Raw genomic sequence first — 22981 nt, forward strand, 5'->3', positions numbered from 1 at the left:
TTGTGAGAAACAAACAATTAAAACAAGCACTCTTAGGATTGTTCCTGGCGGGTTTCACGGCCGCTTCTGCCCAGAATGTGGGGGTCAATGCCGATGGTTCTACGCCTGACAACAGTGCTATGCTCGACATCAAGAGTACTGTAAAAGGACTTTTAATTCCCCGTATGCTTACCTCTCAGCGGATTGCTATAAGCGCACCAGCAACGGGCCTGCTGATTTACCAGACTGACGGCATTACCGGTTTCTACTTTAACAAAGGCACCGGTACAACGCCTGACTGGCAATATCTCGGAGCCATGGGACCTGCGGGCGCGAAAGGTTCCAATGCCCTTATCCGAACCACCACAGAGCCTGCGGGAGTGAATTGCGCTACGGGCGGCGTGAAAGTAGAGGTGGGCACCGACGCCAACAATAACGGCGTGCTGGATGCAGCTGAAATTATCTCCAATCTCACCACTTATGTTTGTAATGGGGCTACGGGTGCAACAGGTGCTACCGGGGCGACAGGATCGCAAGGTATTCAAGGCATTCAGGGAATTACCGGCGCAACAGGTCCTGCAGGTGCAACGGGTGCTACCGGGCCGACAGGGCCACAGGGACAACAAGGTATCCAAGGGATGCAGGGTGCAACGGGAGCTACGGGTGCTACCGGGGCGACAGGATCGCAAGGCTCACAAGGTATCCAAGGGATACAGGGTGCTACGGGTGCAACAGGTGCTACCGGGGCGACAGGGTCGCAAGGTATTCAAGGCATTCAGGGAGTTACCGGCGCAACAGGTCCTGCAGGTACAACGGGACCTGCGGGAGCAACAGGACCGACAGGTGCAACAGGGCCTGCGGGCGCAGCAGGACCGACAGGTGCAACAGGGCCTGCGGGAGCAACAGGACCGACAGGTGCCACAGGGCCTGCGGGAGCAGCAGGGCCTACAGGCGCCACAGGGCCTGCGGGAGCAGCAGGGCCTACAGGTGCAACGGGACCTGCGGGAGCAGCAGGGCCTACAGGTGCCACAGGGCCTGCGGGAGCAGCAGGGCCTACAGGTGCAACGGGACCTGCGGGAGCAGCAGGACCGACAGGTGCAACGGGACCTGCGGGAGCAACAGGACCGACAGGTGCAACGGGACCTGCGGGAGCAACAGGACCGACAGGTGCCACAGGGCCTGCGGGAGCAGCAGGGCCTACAGGTGCAACGGGACCTGCGGGCGCAACAGGACCGACAGGTGCCACAGGGCCTGCGGGAGCAGCAGGACCGACAGGTGCAACGGGACCTGCGGGCGCTACGGGAGCAACCGGCGAAGGATTCAGTAACGGCACTACAGGTGCTCAGATTTATCTCACCAGCTCATCGGCACCTTATGCGCCAGGAGTTCCTCAAACTGTAACTGGCGATATTACAATTGCAGCCAACGGCGTCACCACTATCTCGGCAAACGCTGTAACTAATAATAAAATCAATGATGGGGCTGTAACAGTAGCCAAAATCGGCAGCACAGGTGGTACAGCCGGCTCAACAACGTTCTTAAGGGGCGATGGACAATGGGCTACGCCATCCGCAGGCGGAGGCAGCTCCGGCGGAGTTGCCGTTATGGCAACCAATACCAATGCGCAATCATTACCACCGGGTGGAGCAGCATCTACTCCAACTGATATTACTTTCAATAACTATTCATCTGTAGCACTAGGAAGTTTTGATGGTGCTACATTCACTGTTGGCTCAGGCCAGAGCGGCACTTATATGATAACGGCACATGCTGTTTCTACCAATAGCGCTAACACAACTCAAAACGCTGCTGCACGGTTAGCAGTAAATGTCGACGGTACTATTGTAGCTTACGGCGTTTATATCTTTAACAATACGCTACCTGCCAGCACTACAAATACAGCACAGCTTACACTGGTTTACAATTTAAGTGCAGGCAACAAAGTGAAGATAGTAGGTACCAATTCTAACGCAAACACCAACAATAATGCTATTCTGTCGACCGACGGTACTACCCGCTTATCTATCATTAAGTTGTTTTAATCTAACTATCGTAATAACAGCAAACGAAAGAGGGCGCTTAGGCGCAACAATGGCCGGGATTACTTCCGGCCATTGTTATATTAAAACAGCCCCAGGGTACCTTAACGCGCAGGGGTCGGCAGTGGCGCTATTGCAACACAAACTTCACCATGGCATTTGTTTGCTCATCGGATGACATGAATACATCGTACTCTTTTCCATTGGCATAAATACGCATCATGGCGGTATTGGGAGGTATGTCTCCCAGGTTATTGGCATACATGATGAGCTCATTGTCTTTACCGGGAATCGCCCTGATATTAACGGTGATAGGCTGCGCTGTTAAACGTTTCCGGTTAACGATCAGTTCTTTATTAAAATAGAGAGAAATATTGTCGCCATCGATCACATTGTTATCCCAGATCTCAACTTTGACATCAGGGGACAGCAGGCTGATTTGCTGGATCTGGGTCCTTTTCCTGGAAAGCATTTTGAGCAAAGAAGCATCCACCATCACATCTTCCTGGCTTACAGCTTTGGACGAGAATTTTTCTATTTCTTCCCTGCTAACGGACACATCGTTATGCCGCAATATTGCCTCTATGGAATCCATATGATTCTTTTCCTTTGACACTGGTTTTGTACGTGCGAAGCGGCCTACACCTGCGCCGCAGTTATCGAACGAGTTTGCCGTCCAGCTTCCTGTTAAAGAATCTTTCTTATTATATGTGACGAGTTTCAGCCGGTAAGTGCGCAAACAGGAATAATGTGCAGAAAAAAGATGATTATCTCTCACGGCTACTTCTTTAATAATCCATTCACTTGCTTTTGCATCGTAAGTACAGGCCACTATCGCTGATGAATAATAAAAGTTGCCGCGGAACCAATAATAATGATAACTGATACCTGCCAGACTGTTGGAATCGACCCCTGTAATCTGTAGTATATCTCCTTTTTCCTCTGTTGAAGAAAGATGATGACCGGCAGCGCGTGTTATATCAGTTTTCCCATACCACTTACCTGTAATAAGCTGCGCGTTCACGCCGGGGCTGCATAGGCTCGCGAAAGCCGTTAATATCAACAGTATAAATCCAATCCTGATAGCCTTATCCATACGAATAAAAGTAAGTCACAATAGTAAAACAGCACCACTAGTGAAAAGAAATTTCCAATAGAGTTCCGGGAAACAACTCTCAGGCAGCAAATACAGCCCCGCCCTAAAGGCCTGACCTGCAGGAGAATGACCTTAATGCGACTTGCTTTCCAGCCATCTGTTTCTCATCATAAGCATCTTTTCCAGATCATCGTATGATTTTTCGGTTTGGATCCTGGAAATCTCCTTAAGGCTTTCTATGGAAACCGGCTGACTATCCAACGCCCGCATTTTGAGCGCAGCAGCAGTATATAATTCTTCTTCATATCCTTTTACCAGATCTGTCACTCCATAGGAATCCATATGTTTTTCCAACGGGAGATAAAAGACAAAGCCGGTGAAAATACCTTCATAAGTTTCCTGGTGTTGTGTAAACGGAAATAAATCGAAATGATCTTTTCCTAACGGGGCATTTTTAAAATCGAAGCCAATATCATCTTTGCCAGAAGCCTGGAAAGCCGCATCCCACTTTCCATCCTGAATAAGCGTTTCAGACATATCCTGGTATATTTTAGGCTTATTCTGGCTTTCCTTAGACACCTGAGGCAGTGGTGCAGCGGTATTTATCAGGACGTTTGCAAATGCATCCCGATATTTTTCTTTCAAATAATCACCGGTATTCCTGTAATGAATATCAAACGACTTCGAAAAAGCATGGCGGTAATTCATAATCACTAAAGCCTTTTTATGACCATCCCGGCTTTTCAGACTGTCGAAAGTCGCGATAATATTCTGTGCCATCAGGCTATCCCTATGCTCTACTATATTTTTGAAATAGGACTTAACGCTTTCAACCGAAGCCAGCTCTCCGCTGTTGGGGTGTCTTATATCTGAAACAAAGAGCTCTAATTTTTCATTTTTACCGAGGGACGTATTAAGCGTGTTCAGCTTTCCAATAAAAGTATAAAAATTCGTCATTTCCCATATTCCATAGTGCGCCATCCCTCTATAGGTATCCAGTTGCTGCAACCGTTTTTGCTCTTCAGTTTTGAATGAAGTATGAATAAATTCCTGAACTTTCTGACGATTATCAATGCTACCCACCTCCGTAAACACAGTACCTACTTCTTTTTGAAATGCTTTAGAGCTGACTATGTCATAAATAAGATCGTACTGCGTAAGTTCACCGTGATGCCTTTCGCACAGCACAACAATGTCATGCTTTTTAAAAAGCCCCAGAATATAGTCTTTAGCAGAGGTATGCTGCGTTTTAAGGAAAGCTACCTGTTCTGAAATTTCAGGGCTGTAATTCTGCCCCAAACAAAAGGACGCTGATAAAGCGCAAATAAGGATAGAAAAGATACTGGCTTTCATTTGAGGTTATATATGATGATAAGTGGCTTGTTGCCAAGACTAAATTTAGCACATTTTAACTACCCCTGTATTGTTGTGGTACATATGGGAAATGCGGGCTCTTGCAAAAGCTCTAAAGACTTACCAGTTTATCGAAGATTAAAGACCATCTTTGAGGCAGCTATCTTTATTTTTATCTATGTTTTCAAAATTTAAATCAGCCGCAGTATTCTGTGGCTCTAAACCTGGTCTTAATCCTGTTTTCATTCAACATGCTTCGGCGCTTGGGAAATTATTGGCCCTGAACCAGGTAACACTGGTTTATGGCGGCGGCAACAGCGGCCTGATGGGAGTAGTAGCCAATGAGATGCTGGACAATGGCGGACAGGTAGTGGGCGTAATGCCCGACCTTTTAATTCAAAGGGAGTTCAGACACGACAGGCTTAGCCAGTTGCATGTAGTGGAAGATATGCACGCCAGGAAAAAGCTGATGTACAGTTTATGCGAGGCAGTAATTATCCTTCCGGGCGGACTGGGCACATTCGATGAAATGATTGAAGTGATGGCCTGGAACAGCCTGAGCATCCATAACAAAAGAATCTTCGTAATCAATTCCGGCGGCTTCTTCGATCTGTTTATACAGCAGATGCAGCGGGTACAGGAAAATGGATTTCTTTATGGCGATGTATCCGGCGCGTTCGAGGTAGTTGATTTCCCTGAAAAGATCTTCTCTACAAAATAAAAGGTTACTCCTGAAACTTATTCCGCCGGGCAGGCGAGGGGGCTGATCATTGACTAATGCTCAGCCCCAATATAACAAGCCTGTTATTTTTTTAAGCTAACAATGGCCCATACAGGAAAGTGATCCGATGGATATTTGCCATTGTAAGTGTCCGTTAATACCGCATACTTCTTTGCAGTAAAAGCAGATGATGTAAAGATATGGTCAATTATATCTGAGCTGATATTCCTTCCGAAGTTGTTGAAAGTTCCGTTGTTGATGTAACGGGCAGGCGCTGTTTTTGATGCGTCCTTTAAAAACTGTGAATCAGCAAGTAATTTGTAACATCCAGAATCATAGCCACCATTTAAATCGCCGGTAAATAATACGGGGGCTTTGCGGGCTATTTCTTTTATTTTCCGCAATATCAGCTTACTGCTCTCTACACGGGCTATTTGTCCCTGGTGGTCGAAATGGGCATTGAAGAAAAAAAATACAGCACCAGTTTTTTTATCTTTTAACTTAACCCATGAGCAAATGCGGTTGCAGCATTTGGCATCCCAGCAAAGCGACGGCGTATCGGGCGTTTCGGAAAGCCAGAAATCACCTTTCTGAAGTAATTGAAATTTGTCTTTCCGGAAAAAGATAGCGGAATGCTCTCCACCGCTTTTTCCGTCGTTACGTCCTGCGCCGTAGCGATCGTATTCCTGCAACGTTTTACTTAGATCATCCAGTTGGTTAACGAGCGCTTCCTGCGTTCCAAGAATATCGTATTGATGAAAACGGATCAGCGCCGCTACGGCCGGCGCACGGTTTATCCATAAATTACCAGAGTCGCACTCGCAGGCAAAACGCAGGTTATAGCTGCCTACGGTATAGTTCTGTGCCTGGACTACTGCAGCCAGCAAAATGGCCGTTACTATCGTTGTTATTTTTATGAAGTTCATAAGTACTGCATTTAAAAATAGACGCGAAGGTAATGGCCATGTATTCGCCATGATGTTAATTGATTATTACCTATAAGACCCGGGACCAGGCAAACAGGAAGCTCCCTGTTCTTATTTAAACTCGACCAACTTATCAGTGGCCGGGTCATATTCGTAAAACAACCTTGTTTCAGAATCAAGGTAAAGCCATTGTATGATATTGGAATGAGTTCCTCTATCAACAGACAGCCCCAGCACAGTATAGTGCCTGTCATTTTTTTCCATTTCTTCGATAGAGTAAACAAAACCGTTATTTTCAGCATTATGAAGCTGCGCTTTTACAAGCTCCTTTTCAGAATAAGCGATATAATATTCGACCAGGCGATAAAGATAATCCTTGAAGTCTTCTCCATAGCTTTTCTCTCTGGCATGCCAGTATTTAATAGGCTTGGGATTGCTTTTGCGAAAAGCTTCTACTTTTCCATCTTTAATCTTTCTTACGTTCGTAAGCCATTCTGCAAAGTCCAGCCGCTCTCCTTCACCCGCAATCCAGATGCTATCCATTTTCCATTTTATCTCCAGGGTATCGCCACGAAGGAAGTTAAGTTTCCCTTCGGGAACATTATCACATACCAGCGACAGAAGCTGGCTGCTTTTCCTTATAAAACATAACATGTAATCACCATCCCCGCTGAAGTCGACATAGGTTACAGTATCAACAAATATTTTTTCAAGCGGCACTAGCCTGTCCGGCCTGAGATCGGAAGTATAGAGTTGGTCTTGTGCAGTGTCGGGTTTCGATGCCTGCATCAATCTACTGCTGTCTGCTATTTTTGCCGTATCGGCAGGCATCTCCTTTGGCAATTCCCTGCAGGAGTAAAGCAGGAGGATCATAGGTACTAGTAGCTTTTTCATTTATAGTCCTGTTTATTATATCGTTCCTTGTCTCCTAAAATAAAGAAAATAGGTATAACGAAAACTTTTACCAACAAGAAACCCGCTTTTGACAGCGGGTTTCTTGTTGGTGTTTTTTATAGTTTAATGATCTTGACCGAGACAGGCACAGCAGTCCCTTCCAGCCGTATGAAGTAGCTTCCGGCAGGAACGCCGCTTATACTTTTAATGATCTTTCTGCTGCCGCCAGGAACTGTCCATTGACGCAGTTGTCTGCCGTTCATATCCAATAGTTTTATTGTTCTGAAATTATGGTCTGGCAACTCTATTGTAAGCATCTCTCTTACCGGGTTTGGATACACTTTCAGTTGTGCTGTACTATTTAATTTACTATCCTCCGCTTCGGGAGCCACCGCCAGCGTATTCAGGCCTGTAGCCGCAGCAACTGGTTCCGTTGCACAATTGTCGAGCGCAAACCAGTTAAACTTAAAGGTGCCCTGGTACACGGCGATGTTAAAGTAAGAGACAGCAGGAAGAGTTACCGTATCAGTAATAGTAGCCCACTGACCATTGGTATTCGGGATGTTGATAGTGCCATAAACGATGCCGGAATTGTTCAATCTTGCTTTTGCCGGAGCGGTTGTCAACACCCTCAGACTTACGTTATATTTCCCTTTTACCGGGATACCCAGATTACTATATCCAAACCATTGATTATAGGCCAATCCTGTCAGGTTCTTTCCACCGCTGGTATCGGTTGTTGTTTCCAGGGTTGGTGTATTGGAATAGGAGTTAGTGATTTCAGCTTCAATCCTTTTCTTAAAAGTACAACCATAACCAGGAGAAAAGACTGCCGAACCGGTCAGGCCATCTTTTACAGCGGTAACCTTATAATATCCTGCAGGAGCTCCTGCAGTTACCACACCTATGGAAGACACCGTGTTTCCTTCGCCGGTTACAGACCATGTAGCCCCGGTGAATGCAAAGGCGGCCGCATACTGATCAAATCCCTGGGCAGTATATTGCTGCGAAGCGCCAAAGGGCAGGGTTAAACTATCAGGTACGATCTTAATAGATGCAAGATGCGGCAGTGCCAATACATTAATCTTTGCCTTGCCGAACATACTATTATAATGCGCTTTCACGTAATAAATACCCGGTGTGTCGCTGGCGGTAATAACGCCCTTGTTATCCATCACACCTCCTTTTGGAAGCACCGACCAGGTAAATGGCAGATCCAACCTGCTGCCGTCGCTTCCATAAGCAGCCGCTTTAAATTGCTTGCGTGCGTTTACGAAAACACTGGTGCTATCCGGTGTTACCGTGATATGCGACAGGGAAACCTCGGTAGCCCTTATCACCTTCAACCAGTTGAAGTTCCAGCCCGAAGCAGTGGACTGCAGGATAAGCGTTCTCTTGCCACCGGGCAATTGAAAAGGGGCAGATGTTACCGTTGTCCAGTTTTGCCATCCACCACTTGCGGGAAGATTGATGGTGGTTAACAATGTATCACCAACCATCACCTTAACAGTTGCGGCCGTGTTAACAGCTACCCGAAGCTGAATGCGGTAACTGCCTGTCCAGGGCGTATTGATATCATATTCCAGAAAGCTGGTGGAGGCGATATAACTAACATTCAATACGCCACTTGTATCCTGTACCGGTTCTGTACAACAGGTATTACTGTAGTCAAAAGCTTCCGCTTCTATTCGTGCCGGAATAGGCTTATAGTTGGCAGTGCGTATGGTAACATTTGCCGTTGCCCTTATTGTATCGATACCAGACGCAGCAGTAGCAGTTACAATACCTGGGGCAACAACAGTAGCCAGCCCTGTATTTGTAATACTATTACCAGTGCCCGTTATTGTCCATACCGGGGTTAGCTCCATAGGAAAATCATTCTGATCAAAGATCCTGGCAGTGTATTGATATTTTTTACCTGGTATAAAAGCACGATTGGCCGGGCTTATAATCATACTATCCGGAACGGGAGTACCTATCCCTTTCTGGTAAACACGAACATAATCAACCAGCATACTGTCGGGCCAGTCGGCAGCAGTAATGGCGCCGCCCATACCTCCGCCAATGGCGAGGTTAAGGATCACGTGGAATTTCTGGTCAAAAGGCCAGTCACGCCAGGTTGTTTTAGGATTAACATAGGTATAGTTCTTTGTTCCATCGAACAGGAAGACAATGGAATCTTCTGTCCATTCCATACCATAGGTATGAAAAACAGTATCGACATCTGGCATCAGCCTTGATGCAGAAAGGTGTCCTCCATTCTGCCAGTTATTATTCTGGGTGTGCACGGTAGACAGAACGGTTCCGAAGCTATTGCCAACATGCTCCATAATATCCAGTTCACCACTTTGCGGCCATGCGCCGTAAGCGCTTGTTGTGGGCATGAGCCAGATAGCAGGCCAGGAGCCTCTAGCCCTGGGAAGTCTGGCACGGACCTCTACTTTTCCGTATTTAAAGTCAACCTTGTTCTGTGTGATCAGGCGTGCCGAAGACCAGGGATCAGTAGTATTGTAGTTGGGAAAATCCCTTTTTCCTGTGATGACCAGACAGCCATTGCGCACGCGGGCATTATCATAAGAAGTGTCAGTATATACCTGTTGTTCACCATTAATCCATGCCTTGGGCCTTGGATCTACCGTCCATTTGGTAAGGTCGGGCAAGCCGGAGCCATTGAACTCATCGGAGAAGATGAGCGTGTAATTGGGATTCCCTTCAAATACTACATTTCCTTTAGCAATGTATTGTGCTGCCCCGGAGGAATCGAGCTGTGATCCGGCAATCGTTAGTTTCAGATCGTAACGCGAATAGTTAACGGAGGAATTACCACCTAATACAATATTCACTACTGTATCGTTCACCCTGTGCAGGCTGTCGATGAAAACACCCGCCGGAAAAGGGGCCGTCCATTGAGACTTATCGAGTATGCTCTTAAACGTATTACCATGTACAGTAGCCTGAATTAAAGCACCTTGCTCCTGCCCCATTGATATGCTTGTATTACCGAGTGTAACAGAAGCTGGATCGGGGCCCTGCACCAGGTCGAAGTATAAGATCCCGCTTGCTTTTTTCCCGTCAATAAAATGAACTTCCAGGCGATTGAGATCGGTTCTATTACTTACAGTTTTAAAATCGAATGTTGCTTCTTCCCAGGTATTGATGTTTTTTATCTTATAGGTGAAGTAAACTGCTTTGTTATAGTTGGTACCTGGCTGCAGCTTGAACATCACATCTTCTTTGACATTACTATAGACCAGCATTTTAAAGACCGTGTTGCCATGCAGATCAAACGAGTCAGGCAAGCTACAGCCGGCTGTCATCCATTCAAAGGAAGTAGTGTCTTTATTGAATTTAGCCACTTTGCTGCTTGTATTCAGCCCGCCTGGCGCCGGATTAGGTACACCAAATTCCACTTTACCGGTAGTAGTATTACCGGCATAGAAGTCCCACCGGCCAGAGCAGGGCCCATTTCCTTCCATATCATCCAGGATCAGGAACTGCGCCTTGAGGTTTCCGCAAAGGCCTATCAGCAGGAACAGGAGAACGGAATAAAAACGGGCTGGTACAAACATGGCAAAGGCATCCCCCCTTGTGGGAGCAATCGTTAGGTATTTCATAAAGGCAGTGTTTAACGGATGTTATTTCAAATTAGGATTCATAAGCACGTCGGCTCCCGGAATTGGCAATGTATAGTTGGCTTTGGTGATAGTACCTACAGGTTTCAGATCTCCATCGTTTTTATTGGCATTGGCTTCTTCTACTTTTTCCAGTCGCACGAGATCGAACCAGCGGCACCATTCACCGGCGAATTCCCAGGCTCTTTCGTTCACGACTGCATTGGCAAATTCAGCAGGAGCCATGCCAGCAGGCAGATCGGTTAATCCTGCACGCTGCCTCACGGCATTTATTGCTTTGTAGGCATCATCGTTAACAGTTCCGCTACGTGCCAGAGCCTCGGCGTAGGTAAGCAACACATGCGCATACCTGATCATGATGACGGGATTGGCAGACATGTAAGTATTCTTTGTTCCTGACTGAATCGTAAACTTCTTATAGTAAGGATGTTTGGTAGAAACATTCTGCCAGGGAACAGTATTGCCGTTTATTACGAAGCTAGTAGAGAAGGTTTCATCTTTACGGCTGCCCGCGGGGAAGTTGTTGAAGAAATTAAGCTCAGGGAAAAAGTCAGTCCACCCCCCTTCATCTTCGGGCATAGTAGACAGGCCATAGAAAGAATTATACGTGATCCACTGGCCTCTTGTGTAAAGAGCAAACACATCTTCTGAAGTGCCGCCCGCAAAGATCTTCAGAAAACCACCCTGGTAGAGATCAACAGCATAAGTTGTTTTATTGTCGATCACTTCTTTTGCTTTAGAGGCTGCCAATGCATATTTGGAAGCATCTTTAATGGGCCATCCGCCTTCGGTAAGATATACGTCGGCCAGCAATGCCTTTACGGAGCCTTTGTTCGGCCTTCCCGGTGCACGTCTGGTATTAGGCACCCAGGCCTCTGCTTTCTTCAGGTCTTCTTCTATCAGCGGATAGATTTCGGCCGGTGTACTTTTATGCAGGTTCAGGTATTCGGAACTGAAAGTTTCGGAAGGCACGACGGGCACGGCCCCCCAGAACCTGGTGAGCCAGTAGTAAGAGAGCCCTCTTAGAAAATATGCTTCTCCTACTATTGCCTGAATAGTTGCTTCGCTACCGTCGGTAACCTTAGTATAGTTATTGATAATATTGGTGGTTGACTGAATAACTTTATAGCAACCGCGCCAGATAGGCACCATACGACTATTAAGATCGGCAACGTTAAAGCGGTCGAATTCGCGGAACTCTTCCTTATTTGAGCCGGGATGGGTAGTAAGATCATCGGCCCCCATACACATGGCTATCTGCGAAACAGTAGTAAAACCACTCTCCCATGGAATCATAAGACTGCCATAGGCACCTGTTAATGCAGATTCCAGGCCTGCCTGGTTGCTGATGCCGGCGTTACCCAATACCAGTCCATTTGGTTCTTCTGTAAGCTGCTTGGAACAGGAAGCAGCGATAAATATGAAGATGATGAGATAAAGCTTTTGCATCTCTAGTAATTTTAATGATTAAAAACTAAGCGTACATCCTCCTATAAAAGTTCGCACGTTGGGATAAGAACCAAAATCGATCCCCTGCCTGATGTCACCTGCAGAAGAGTTTGATTCCGGGTCAATACCAGAATAACCTGTTATAGTCCAGATATTGGTAGCGCTCACGAACAGTTTTAAGCCTGCTTTTCCTTTGAAGGCCTTGCGTGGGATATCGTAAGACAGGCTTATGTTTTTAAGGCGCAGAAAATCTGCTTTTTCAAGGAAGCGGGTAGACTGGGTGAAGTTGCGGTTAGTAGTGCTGAAGGCAGGGATATCAGATGTTTCATTTACGCCCGGGATATACCTGTGTTTAATGTCGACATAGGTAGCTTCCCTGGCGTCGCCGCCATGATACATGGCAGCAGCCTTGTTGTAGTTGAGCTTATCAAAGCCCATCATTGCGTGGAAGAAGATATTAAACGTAAAACCTTTGTAGGTTACTGTGTTATTCCAACCCAGTGTAGTAGTAGGCATACCTGATCCTATTACACTATAGTCGCTGGCATCTATTACATTATCGCCATTGACATCGAGATAACGGGAGTCGCCTGCTTTTGCACCAAAGTCACCGGCTTTAGTATCGCCCGGTTTCCAGGTACCGAGGTAGGTGAGTCCCCAGATAGAACCTAATGGCTGACCAGGCATTACTACGAATTCAGGTTGCAGTGACATACCACCGCCTATTTTGCGGTTATTGGGATCAAAGATGATCTTATTCTGACCGGTAGAGATAACACGGTTCTTTACAAAAGAGGCATTGAACCAGCTACTCCAGCCAACGGCTGTTTTATCGAACACTTTAGCATCGAGTGCGATTTCAAAGCCTTTGTTCTTAACAGAACCGGAGTTCCTGATAACAGGGTTACCGCCAAGATAGATAGGAAGCGTTTCAGTAAGCAGCAGATCACGGGTATCTTTTATGAAATAATCTGCAGTAAGAGAAAAGCGGCCTTTTAAAATTGCGACATCAATACCCAGATCTTTTTGAACAGTGGTTTCCCATTTCAGTTCCGGGTTGCCAACGTTCCCCAGTATAATACCGGTTTGCGAAGCGGTGTTGTTAAAAGAAGCCACCCTGTTTGAATAGGTTGCAAATGTGCCGTATGCATTTATATTCTGGTTACCTGTATGTCCCCAGCTACCGCGTACTTTCAGGTTACTGATCAAAGGTACCGTTCTCATGAACGATTCTTCAGACACGACCCAGCCAACAGAAGCGGAGGGGAAATAGCTGTATTTGTTGCTGCCTACAAACTTGGAAGAACCGTCTCTGCGTATGGCAGCGGATAACAGGTATTTATTTTTAAATCCGTAAATGGCTCTTCCCATCAGAGAAAACAATGCAGATTCGGAAGTACCGGAAGATGGCGTGCCGGGCGTACCGAGGCCAATGTTATTCCACATAAAAGACTCGTACGTAAGCGCAGATGCGCCTGCGGAAACATAGTTAAAATTATTCTTCTGAAATTCCATCACAGCGGTCAAGTCAAGGTTATGATCGTTATTAAACTGTTTGTGATAGCTCAGCGTATTGGTGCTCTGCAACCTTATCTCTTTGTTTGAGCCATAACTGGCTATAGATGTGTTTGAGTTCACGACCTTTCCTGCAAAGCTTTTATTATCGTAACCAAGGTAGTTGATACCGTATTGCATGTCGAACGAAAGCCCATTTATAATCCTGAATTTAAAGCCTCCCATAGCGTTTGCCAGCAATCTTTCAACAACCGTCAACTGGTCGGTAGTCAAGGCCAGTGGATTAAAGAATACGGAGCTGACAGGATCGCTTACGGTATAACCTCCTACATTATTACGAACAGGCACAGTAGGGGACCATGTGATAGCCTGAGCCAGGGGACTATGAGGGCCATCGGCAGGGATATCTATATTCTGTGAACTGCTGTAAGAGCCAATGATATTGATGAAAGCAGAAATCCTGTCATTCAGTTTGGCGTTGATGTTAGAACGGATGTTATATCTTTTGATATAAGAGTTATTGATCACGCCATTCTGATCGAGGAAGTCGCCGGAAAGGAAGTATCCTCCTTTTTCAGTGCCACCGGAGAGATTAAGCAGGTATTCCTGCGTACCTGCACGGCGGAAGATCTCATCCTGCCAGTTGGTCCCCCCATTTGTTTTAAAGCTGTCAATTTTGGCTTGTGTAAAGGGTAACGCTGCGCCTGTAGCAGCAGCATGTGCATTTGCAGTTTCGGCGAAGTCGCCGGCGTTGAGCAGATCGAGTTTTTTAAGTACCGAAGCGGAAGAGAAACGGGCTGTAGCATTCACCCTTACTGCTCCCCTGGCGCCTTTTTTAGTAGTAAGGATCACGACGCCATTAGCGCCGCGGCTGCCGTAGATAGCTGTTGCCGCCGCATCTTTCAGGACCTGGATGGTTTCTATATCATCGGGGTTGATGGAAGAAAAATCGGCGCCGACAAAACCATCTACTACGTATAACGGGCTGTTGTCGCCGGTAATGGAGTTAGATCCGCGGATGCGGATACGAACGGCGCCACCGGGAGCTCCTGTTGAATTAGTTACCTGTACCCCGGCGGCGCGGCCCTGCAGCACCTGGTCGAGTCTTGTTACAGGCTGTTCTTTAAATGCTGCGCTGGAAACGGAACTGATGGCACTGGAGAGCGTTGTACGGCGTTGTTCGCCATAACCTATCACAATAAGCTCACCCATTTCGGCTGTTACCGGTTTTAGATTTACGGCAATGAAATTTCTGCCCTGTACAGGAATTTCCTGTTTGTCGAAACCAAGAGAGGTAATCACCAGAACAACATTGGCATTAGCAAGCTTAATTTCATATTCACCATTTTCATTGGTGACTGCTCCCCTGTTGGAGCCTTTGATCTGTACAGCAGCGCCGGCAACCGGATTCCCGGTTTCATCGGAAACCTTTCCTTTTACCAGGTGATCATCTGGTGCTTCGAGCATAGGCTGCGGCGTTGGCCGCCGTTTTACGATGATCGTTTTACCATCGATATCATAAACCAACGGTTGAGTGCGGAAACACTGTTCAAGCACCTTATCGAGTGGCTGGTTCCTGGCCTCTACCGTTACGGCTTTGGCGATGGCGAGCTGCTCATCGGTATACAGGAAATTATATCCTGTTTGTCTTTTAATTTCTTTAAAGACCTTTTCAAGCGATGAGTTGTGCACGGAAAGTGTTACAGTGGTTTGCGCGATACTGCGGGCATGTACCTGCAGCATGGTGGCGGTTAGTAATAACACAATTAGTTTCATAATCAATAACGATTTGGCAAATAATCGTATCAAATGGTTTTTCTTATGGGCAGACGGCTGCCGTCTGCCTTGGCAATCAAACGTTAATGGCATACATTTGTAATAATCGGCGTTAATAAATGGATGAAAGTTTATGGACCCGATCTTCAGCCGCATGTGGTACGAACACTTGCGGCTTTTTTATCTCCTTTGGTCGGCTTGCAATCAGTTAAGGACTCATGGCTTCAGCAGATTTTGGTTACTAATAGTTAAGTTGAAAGAGGTTTAGGGTTGTAACAGTTATTTCAGGCTGAGACTGTTCCTCAGGGTGATACAATTATTTTACGGCCGGAGACCTGGAAATGGACTTCTCCGGTCTGCTGCATCATATTCAATAGTTTTTCAATAGACGCATCGCTGGACAGTCCTCCCCTGAAGTGTGCATTTGGCACATCCCCCTTGTACTCAATCTCCACATCGTACCATCTTGCGATCATCCGCATAGCAGCACGGACATCGGTTCCGGCAAACTGGATAAGATCATTTTTCCAGGCTATCGTTTCTTCGGTATTTACATTATTCTGCACTTTTAATATTCCGTTGCGGAAGAGGCTGGCGCATTGACCCGGCACCAGGATCTTTTGTTTATCCTGCGCATCTGCGGCAGGGGCATTCACTTTAACCTTGCCCTGCAATAATGTTGTCTGCACCGCTTCTTCATCGGAATAGGCCATTATATTAAAGCTGGTACCCAATACCTGTACCTGCATATTATCCAGATTCACAAAGAAAGGCTGAGACGCATTTTCTGCGATCTCAAAATAAGCTTCCCCTGAAAGGGTCACCTCTCTTTGGGAACCATTGAAAGCAGTGGGATAATGTAAGCGGCTGGCTGCATTGAGCCAAACTTTAGTTCCATCGGGCAGTGTAATATGGTACCTGCCGCCCCGCGGCGTTGAGATGGTATTGAACAAGTTCGCCGCTGCCGGGCCTGACTGTTGCTGGTAGGCCAGTTGGCCATTGGCCAGCTTTACCACCTGGGTAGTTCCTTGCGTTGCCAACGCGCCGTTTTTAGCATCGTTAAGCGTAATAGTGGAACCATCGGCGAGGGTTAATATCGCCTTGTTCGTTCCAGGGCGGATGCTTTCCTGCGCAGCAGTATTTTTTGCCAGCTTTGGTGCCGGATCCTGCTTTAATAAGCGATAGGCGGCAGTACTGCCAGTCAGTAATAGCAACGCTGCGGCCGCCCATTTCCACCAATGCCTGCGAGGCTGCGTATTCATGAGATGCACTTCCGGTTGCACTTCCGGCTCTTCTTCCTGTAGTTTATCCCAGGTTTCATTGAAGATTTCAACGATATCGGTTTCGGGCGAGGCATATACTTCTGTCTGTTCTATAAACAGCCTGGCAATCGATTCGTTAATCTGTAGCAGATTTTGATTGTCATGAATAAGCGTCCTTAACTGCCTGATTTCGGCGACGGACATTTTTTCATCATCCAGGTATTTCTGCCATAATAAGATAAAGCGTTCCTGTTTGTTCATATGACCTGTTTAAAGCAATCTGCCGGGCCTCCGGCAGGTATGGCTTTTTTATACAGACGTGTAAGAAAACAGGAGGAATGCGTATACCTGAAAAAAAATATCAAGCTTGTAAAACAACAGTCCAGATTAATAAAAAGACACCTTCGTGATATTGCGCCATATATTTCCTGATAGCGCTTAAAGCACGGACCATATAGGATTTGGAGGTAACCCGGGTAATATTCATACGAACGGCGATTTCCGAATGACTTAATCCTTCGAAACGGCTTAGTTTGAACACTTGTTGCATCTGAGGAGGGAGATTATTAACGGCTCTGTTGAGTAAGCCCTCCAGCTCATGATATTCTGCATTTTCGTGCGGATTGGCAGCATCGTCGCGGAAATAAGCAAGCAGGTAATCTTCGTTGTTAGCTGTAAAAACTTTTTTTCGCAGATGATCGATAGCGAGATTACGTGCCAGGGTATATAGAAAAGATCTGAAATAAATGACATCGGGTAGCTGTTCTTTATTTACCCAAAGTTTGATAAAAGTTTCCTGGGCGAGATCCCTTGCTAATTCAGGAGATTTTGAGATTTTAAGGCCAATAGCATAGATCTGATTCCAATAGTGTTCAAAGACAATGCGATAGGCGTCGCGGTCGCCATCGGCGATACGCAACAGCAGTTCCGGCTCGTTGTATGTAGTGACAGATGGCAAAGCTTTAAAAATCGTTGTAATACTAAAGTAAGGAAAAAGCCGGAGTAAAATTTACTCCGGCCTTAATATCTTAAAGTATTCATATGGGATCGTTCCCAAATAAAATACGGCAATTGAAAGGCTGTAAACATACACTATTGCATTACTGTTGATGCAGCATAGCCTCCAGCATTTTTTTTCTTTCTGCCTGCATTTTATAGAATGCTTCTTGTTTATTTTCCAATTCGGACAGCAACATCAACTCTGATTTTATAACAGCCAGGTCCCTGGCTTTATCCGGCATGCGTTCCAAAACAGCTACTTTATCTGCCCAATAACCCTTAAAATTGGACATCGAAAAAGCTTCATTGCTTTTAAATGCGCTATCAATCCAATACAATGCAGTTTCAAGTGCTGTAGAATCAGTGCATTTACCGGTAATAAGGGGACTGTACCAGTCGACCCAGGTTCTTGTGCTGATGTTCTTATAAACACCTTTTTTTACGGCATTGTTCACCCTTGTCACATACGCCATCCAGTTGCGACTGTATTGCAGCTCTTTTATACGTACAGTTGTCACCAGTTCTTCTTTTGACGTAATTCCTTTTTCATCCATCATTGCCAGCAGCTTTTGAAAAGCAGCTTCGTCAAATACCTTCCCAGCCTTTACCGCAGACAGGAGTTGACTGGCATTACGGGTGTATTTTTCAGCCAACATACTTTCGACATTAGCCTTCCCGAACTTTTCATCAAAGGAATTTCTATTGGCATAGATATAAGTTATTACAGGCGAAAAGGGCGTTTGTACCTGTTTAGCTATTAGCTGATAGATATCTTTCTCGAAATAGCGTTCTTTTGGAATAATAGATAAGTAATGCAATGCTACTTCTCTTTCGCGGGAATCAGCCATCTTGTTGAGAAACTGCAAATATGCTGCAACAACTGCAGGATCATCTTTATGCTTATTGTAATCAGCTTCCAGCGCAACTTCGGCATATCCTCCACTCAAAGCTTTTGAAGCTTCTGCCAGCAATGGAGCAGCCTTCATAAAGCCAACCGCACGATGTACAAGATTGCCGGCTCCGTCAACCCATAACAACGTTGGATAAGCACCCACATGATAGTTTTTAGCCAGGGCGACACCTGCTCCAACTTCTATATCTGTTTTAAAGCAGATAAAGTTACTGTTGAAAAAAGCGGCTACTTTTTCATTGGGAAAAACTTCTGCAGCGAGCTTCTTACAAGGCACACACCAAGAGGTATAACAGTCGATGAAGATGAGTTTCTTTTCTTTTCTGGCTTTGGCGGTTATTTCAGCCCAAGTGCCTTTTTCAAAATGAACACCTCCGTTCTGTTGAGCCAATACCAACCCGGAATAGAGTCCCAACCAAACAACAAGTATTATCTCCTTCATAATATCAATTAAATATTCGCATTAAAAAAGGGGCCGTCCATTCTTTTGTTCAGCCCCTATCGTTTACTTACTGCCGAAATCTATATTTTTTTCTCTAAATGGATTTTCCGCCGTCTCCGAATAATAGTTAGCGCCTGTGAAGAATTTACCTAATTCCAGATAACCAACTATCAAAAGACTATTCTTATATTCCGGATGTATATATAAGGCGTAATAATACTCCGGAGGCTCAACCGGATTCAGATATATTCCTTTAAGTTTAAATCCTGCAATCTGTTTAGGGACTTTATTGGGATCACCTATAATATCTCTGGTAGCAACTTTATATTCGGTTATAACATCACTGGGAAAATATTTAAGGAAAAGCGTCCCATCCTCTTGCTCTTTGCAGGAAAAATTTCCTTTAGGCATACGACGGGTAGACTCCCATCCAACCGTTTTCGCGGTACCTTTTTTAAAAAAAATGGAAATGTAACCTGCACTTATATCCAACTTTGACGCAGTTTGTGCATTTACTTTAATAAAGGCAACTGCAGCTATCAAGAAGAAAAACACTCTGGCCATGTCAGTATAATTTAGTTTGTTGGGGTTCCAGAATATTTACAAAAGCCGGTAGTTGTAGCCTTTGGGCGTAACGGAGTTCCATAGGATTGGAAACTCAATCTAAAAGAAATGTCCCAGTTATAGCTTGTAATATTATTCTCGACCGATGTAACCGTTTCATCTTCACCGATTTCTGCACCAATTTCGCCAACACCCGCATTTAAGCCGGCTCTTACCAAAACCCTGCCTGTACTCGTTTTCGTAAAGGTCCGCTTCTCAAGCAGATCTCCATAAGAACGCCCAATTACCGCCTGTTCCTCTCCTCCCACGTTAGCATAAGGAGTGTAGGGTACTTCAGTAGTTCCAATAGCCGGACCAGTTAAAAACACGGACACATTTCCCAGCAGGAAGGCTGAGGGCATCCATAAGTTTGAAATATTATACTGCACAGGGATCAACAGTGTTAAGACATTACGTCTTTGTGCAAAAGGAAAAGTTACACGATGATAATATTGAACATCACTAGGGCCAACATCAATCCCATCAGCAGCAGACCAATCTTCATCTTCCAAAAGATAAATCTCCTCACTAGCTCCTGGATCTAAATCAGCATCATAATCAGTGCGATATAATGAAGACCGAGCATCAGGCCCAGCGTTTAAGGCGCTATCTCTAAAGAGATTAATCAAACTATCTGACTTCTTAATATCTTTAAAATATTTCATCAACAATTGATATTGAACTTTAGTGATATTAAGACTAATTGAATCACGGATCCGCCCGGGTGAACTGATTTCATCAGCACCTTCATTAGAAATAGATGTTTGCTTTGTACAGGAAAAAAAAGGAAAAAGCATCAGAAACGCAATAGCATTTCGAATAGATAAAAGACGCATATTAGCATGTATTGGTGAAATAGGATATACTTAGTTAAAAATTTCTGCCAGTCTTTTTTCCAGATCAGGTCCTTTCAGATTTTTAGCAATAATCTTTCCGTTCGGATCCACCAATACATTCTGGGGGATGCCGTCAATGCCGTACAGGGCGGCGGCTTCATTTCTCATCTTCAGGTCGGCGACCTGCTTCCAGGGCAGTTTATCTTCTTTAATAGCAGAAAGCCAGTTGTCTTTAAATGCCTCAATATCGAGAGATACGCCAAGAATTTCCAACCCCTTTTCGTGATAGACCAAGTAAGCTTTTACTACATTCTTATTTTCTTTGCGGCAGGGACCACACCAGGATGCCCAGAAATCAACCAATACATATTTGCTCCTGTAGTCCGATAATTTTACAGGCTTACCTTCCGGATCAAACTGCGTAAAGTCTGGCGCCATAGTCCCCACAGCAGTCGTATTGATACTTTTGAGTTGTGCAGCATAACTTTTTGCCGATGGCGTAGCTTTTACGCTCGCCGACAGCTTCTCAAATAATGGGGCAGCCACTTCATATTCGGGAATAACCCCTGCATATTTCTTTAAAGCCAGCAAACTCAGGAAACTACCCGGCCTGGTCTTTAAGAAATTGAAATAAACAGTTCTCTTCATTTCCGAAATGGAATCGCTTTGCAGTTCTATCCGCGACATGAGTGCCGTATCGTTTCGTTGTTGCGCCGGCATATTTTTATAGTAGGCATCAAGCTGCTTCTTTTTTTCTTCTATAGGAGCCAGCGATGCATTAAGTTGCTTGTAGTCGTCATTGAGCCGGGAGCCGCTTATAGTGCTATAAGCAAGCGAATCGGCCACGGCATGAAGTCTGATGATGCCAGGCTCCAGGTAAAGCTTCAGGTGTTCTGATCGAATTCTACCTTTCGGCGTTCTCCCCATTACTATCAGCGTAACTTCTGCAGGTTCTTCGATTGCCCCCTTTAGTTCGAAGTGGCCATCTTTAATTTCAGCAGTATCGTTGATGATAGGGCTGAAGCAAATGATCTTCGCCGTTGCTGTACCTGCAAACCCATCCATTTCTCCTTTCAGTATATATTCTGTTTTCTGCGCCATTGCCAGGGCGGGAAAGAGAATCATAGCAGTTATAATAGTCTTCTTCATTTTTTAAGGATTTTGTTCCCACGTTGGATTAAAATACATTACCTGGAGTGGTATGCGCAGCACATACCGGGGGCTACCTGGTTGCAGTGTAGCGATAACACTGCCGGTTCCGTTATATCTTTCAACCGCGGGCATACGCCCTTCCGCATCATACCTTCGCATATCAAACCAGCGCATACCGCAAAAAGCAAGTTCAAAACTTCTTTCCGCTATGACCTTTTGTAATACCTGTTCTTGATCAGTAGACGTAAACTTCTGGTAACTGGCTGTGGGGAAGCGCCTTTTTCGCAGAGAATCCAACTGATCACAAGCTTTTGTAAGGTCATTATTTCTCGCAGCCGCTTCTGCAATGACCAGATACATTTCAGCAACAGAGATACCCCAACTGGGTGCCGCATACCCGGACGGAACGCCTGCATGCATAAAAAGCGTGCGCCCTCTTACTGTAAAACTATAATCTCCCAACTGGGTGTAATAGAATTTCAGGCGAAGATCCTTCGTATCAAAAGAGCGAAGGAATGATAATACGGGGATCTCGCTTCCCAGGTAAGAAGTGCCGCCCAGCCGGGCATAAATAGCATCTGCCCGCTTCATAACATGCGGGATACTTTTGGCATCGGGAAGCGCCGTATAGTCTAAAACTTTTGCAGTGCCATTATCTAATGCCAACTGAGCATTCCGGGCCGCTTCCGAATAATTCCCCATATACAAATAGGTTCTGGCCAACACGCCATAAGCCGCCGCAACGGTTCCCCTGAAACGATTAGAAGCATTTTCTTTAGGAAGATCAGGAATAGCGGTTTTAATATCGGTAATAATCTGATCGTAGATCTGCTGTACAGTGGAACGGCCAGGCATTACGTCGGTAACATCAACAGAAGTCACGAATGGAACAGCCAGGTCTTTATCAGCCGTAGTTTTATCATACACCTTTGCATACAGGTTAACCAGGTAGAGATATTCAAATGCTCTGCCCAGCAAAGCCTCCCCTTTTAAGCTGTTTCTATCCTGCACTGTACCATCTGTAACCTTTTCTATATTATTGATTACCGTGTTGTACAGGTAAATTGATTTGTAAAGTGTTTGCCAGATAAGCGCACTACCGGGCACCTCTTCAACAAACTGTTCCTGCCAGGTGTAGATTCTGTCATTTGAGCTGGTGAGAGTACTGGAAATTGTAAGTAAATCTTTGCAATCGTCAAGCATATTCAACTGAGACGGAACAGAATTTTCCAGTTCAATATTATTGAGCCACTCATCATAATCACGTGTGGTTTCGAGCAGCCTTACTCCTTTAGGTTCTATATCCAAGTATTTATTGCAGGAACTAAGCAGCAATACCATTATCGAGAGGAAGCAGATATATTTTTTCATTTGTATTACAGTCTGTTAATTGAAAG

16 protein-coding genes are annotated in these 22981 nt (G+C 45.4%); 2 read left to right on the forward strand and 14 right to left on the reverse strand.

Annotated elements, in window-relative coordinates:
- The first annotated feature begins 2 nt into the window (after nucleotides 1–2).
- A complete protein-coding gene (locus tag ESB13_RS24200) occupies nucleotides 3–2021 on the forward strand; it encodes a DUF7151 family protein (protein ID WP_220399687.1) in 2019 nt (672 codons plus the stop codon).
- A 127-nt stretch (nucleotides 2022–2148) separates the two neighbouring features.
- Here the strand turns inward: ESB13_RS24200 and ESB13_RS16040 are convergent, their stop codons facing one another.
- Together ESB13_RS16040 and ESB13_RS16045 are read right to left on the reverse strand one after the other, a co-directional pair.
- Nucleotides 2149–3114 carry a hypothetical protein gene (locus ESB13_RS16040; RefSeq protein WP_129004645.1) on the reverse strand — a complete coding sequence of 322 codons (966 nt, stop codon included), beginning with the start codon at nucleotides 3112–3114 and terminating at the stop codon, nucleotides 2149–2151.
- A 132-nt stretch (nucleotides 3115–3246) separates the two neighbouring features.
- Nucleotides 3247–4467, reverse strand: coding sequence for a hypothetical protein (locus ESB13_RS16045; protein ID WP_129004646.1), 1221 nt, complete (start codon nucleotides 4465–4467; stop codon nucleotides 3247–3249).
- 178 nt (nucleotides 4468–4645) lie between these two features.
- Here ESB13_RS16045 and ESB13_RS16050 point away from each other — a divergent pair, with 178 nt between their 5' ends.
- Entirely contained in the window at nucleotides 4646–5188 is a 543-nt protein-coding gene (locus tag ESB13_RS16050) for an LOG family protein (RefSeq protein ID WP_129004647.1), read from the forward strand.
- 83 nt (nucleotides 5189–5271) lie between these two features.
- On the opposite strand, the gene ESB13_RS16055 is transcribed toward ESB13_RS16050, so the two are convergent.
- From ESB13_RS16055 to ESB13_RS16110, 12 genes are all read right to left on the reverse strand, one after another.
- Nucleotides 5272–6114: an endonuclease/exonuclease/phosphatase family protein gene (locus tag ESB13_RS16055; RefSeq protein WP_129004648.1), complete on the reverse strand. Its 843-nt coding sequence runs from the start codon at nucleotides 6112–6114 to the stop codon at nucleotides 5272–5274.
- 111 nt (nucleotides 6115–6225) lie between these two features.
- Nucleotides 6226–7008: a hypothetical protein gene (locus tag ESB13_RS16060; RefSeq protein WP_129004649.1), complete on the reverse strand. Its 783-nt coding sequence runs from the start codon at nucleotides 7006–7008 to the stop codon at nucleotides 6226–6228.
- A 116-nt stretch (nucleotides 7009–7124) separates the two neighbouring features.
- Nucleotides 7125–10622, reverse strand: coding sequence for a carbohydrate-binding protein (locus ESB13_RS16065; RefSeq protein ID WP_129004650.1), 3498 nt, complete (start codon nucleotides 10620–10622; stop codon nucleotides 7125–7127).
- A 21-nt stretch (nucleotides 10623–10643) separates the two neighbouring features.
- Complete coding sequence (locus ESB13_RS16070) at nucleotides 10644–12089, reverse strand: RagB/SusD family nutrient uptake outer membrane protein (protein WP_129004651.1); 1446 nt, start codon at nucleotides 12087–12089, stop codon at nucleotides 10644–10646.
- Nucleotides 12090–12107: 18 nt separating this feature from the next.
- Nucleotides 12108–15380 (reverse strand): TonB-dependent receptor, encoded by a 3273-nt coding sequence (locus tag ESB13_RS16075; protein WP_164974235.1) that lies wholly within the window; start codon nucleotides 15378–15380, stop codon nucleotides 12108–12110.
- Nucleotides 15381–15682: 302 nt separating this feature from the next.
- On the reverse strand, nucleotides 15683–16903 hold the full coding sequence (locus ESB13_RS16080) for a FecR family protein (protein WP_129004653.1): 1221 nt from the start codon (nucleotides 16901–16903) through the stop codon (nucleotides 15683–15685).
- Between the two features lie 100 nt (nucleotides 16904–17003).
- Nucleotides 17004–17600 (reverse strand): RNA polymerase sigma factor, encoded by a 597-nt coding sequence (locus ESB13_RS16085; protein WP_164974236.1) that lies wholly within the window; start codon nucleotides 17598–17600, stop codon nucleotides 17004–17006.
- Between the two features lie 142 nt (nucleotides 17601–17742).
- Nucleotides 17743–18993 (reverse strand): thioredoxin family protein, encoded by a 1251-nt coding sequence (locus ESB13_RS16090; protein WP_129004655.1) that lies wholly within the window; start codon nucleotides 18991–18993, stop codon nucleotides 17743–17745.
- A 63-nt stretch (nucleotides 18994–19056) separates the two neighbouring features.
- Nucleotides 19057–19557, reverse strand: a complete 501-nt coding sequence (locus ESB13_RS16095; RefSeq protein WP_129004656.1) for a hypothetical protein — start codon at nucleotides 19555–19557, stop codon at nucleotides 19057–19059.
- 11 nt (nucleotides 19558–19568) lie between these two features.
- The gene (locus tag ESB13_RS16100; RefSeq protein WP_129004657.1) at nucleotides 19569–20432 is read right to left on the reverse strand and encodes a hypothetical protein; all 864 of its coding nucleotides are present in this window, start codon (nucleotides 20430–20432) and stop codon (nucleotides 19569–19571) included.
- A 30-nt stretch (nucleotides 20433–20462) separates the two neighbouring features.
- Nucleotides 20463–21581 carry a TlpA disulfide reductase family protein gene (locus tag ESB13_RS16105; RefSeq protein ID WP_129004658.1) on the reverse strand — a complete coding sequence of 373 codons (1119 nt, stop codon included), beginning with the start codon at nucleotides 21579–21581 and terminating at the stop codon, nucleotides 20463–20465.
- 3 nt (nucleotides 21582–21584) lie between these two features.
- Complete coding sequence (locus tag ESB13_RS16110; RefSeq protein ID WP_129004659.1) at nucleotides 21585–22955, reverse strand: RagB/SusD family nutrient uptake outer membrane protein; 1371 nt, start codon at nucleotides 22953–22955, stop codon at nucleotides 21585–21587.
- Nucleotides 22956–22981: the final 26 nt, after the last annotated feature.

The sequence above is a fragment of the Filimonas effusa genome, assembly GCF_004118675.1.
Classification (GTDB): Bacteria; Bacteroidota; Bacteroidia; order Chitinophagales; family Chitinophagaceae; genus Filimonas; species Filimonas effusa.

Bases quoted from the DNA above. Each gene is read 5' to 3' on its own strand.
- ESB13_RS16040 (WP_129004645.1), bottom strand. From the start codon at position 3,114: ATGGATAAGGCTATCAGGATTGGATTTATACTGTTGATATTAACGGCT.
- ESB13_RS16045 (WP_129004646.1), bottom strand. From the start codon at position 4,467: ATGAAAGCCAGTATCTTTTCTATCCTTATTTGCGCTTTATCAGCGTCC.
- ESB13_RS16050 (WP_129004647.1), top strand. From the start codon at position 4,646: ATGTTTTCAAAATTTAAATCAGCCGCAGTATTCTGTGGCTCTAAACCT.
- ESB13_RS16055 (WP_129004648.1), bottom strand. From the start codon at position 6,114: ATGAACTTCATAAAAATAACAACGATAGTAACGGCCATTTTGCTGGCT.
- ESB13_RS16060 (WP_129004649.1), bottom strand. From the start codon at position 7,008: ATGAAAAAGCTACTAGTACCTATGATCCTCCTGCTTTACTCCTGCAGG.
- ESB13_RS16065 (WP_129004650.1), bottom strand. From the start codon at position 10,622: ATGAAATACCTAACGATTGCTCCCACAAGGGGGGATGCCTTTGCCATG.
- ESB13_RS16070 (WP_129004651.1), bottom strand. From the start codon at position 12,089: ATGCAAAAGCTTTATCTCATCATCTTCATATTTATCGCTGCTTCCTGT.
- ESB13_RS16075 (WP_164974235.1), bottom strand. From the start codon at position 15,380: ATGAAACTAATTGTGTTATTACTAACCGCCACCATGCTGCAGGTACAT.
- ESB13_RS16080 (WP_129004653.1), bottom strand. From the start codon at position 16,903: ATGAACAAACAGGAACGCTTTATCTTATTATGGCAGAAATACCTGGAT.
- ESB13_RS16090 (WP_129004655.1), bottom strand. From the start codon at position 18,993: ATGAAGGAGATAATACTTGTTGTTTGGTTGGGACTCTATTCCGGGTTG.
- ESB13_RS16095 (WP_129004656.1), bottom strand. From the start codon at position 19,557: ATGGCCAGAGTGTTTTTCTTCTTGATAGCTGCAGTTGCCTTTATTAAA.
- ESB13_RS16100 (WP_129004657.1), bottom strand. From the start codon at position 20,432: ATGCGTCTTTTATCTATTCGAAATGCTATTGCGTTTCTGATGCTTTTT.
- ESB13_RS16105 (WP_129004658.1), bottom strand. From the start codon at position 21,581: ATGAAGAAGACTATTATAACTGCTATGATTCTCTTTCCCGCCCTGGCA.
- ESB13_RS16110 (WP_129004659.1), bottom strand. From the start codon at position 22,955: ATGAAAAAATATATCTGCTTCCTCTCGATAATGGTATTGCTGCTTAGT.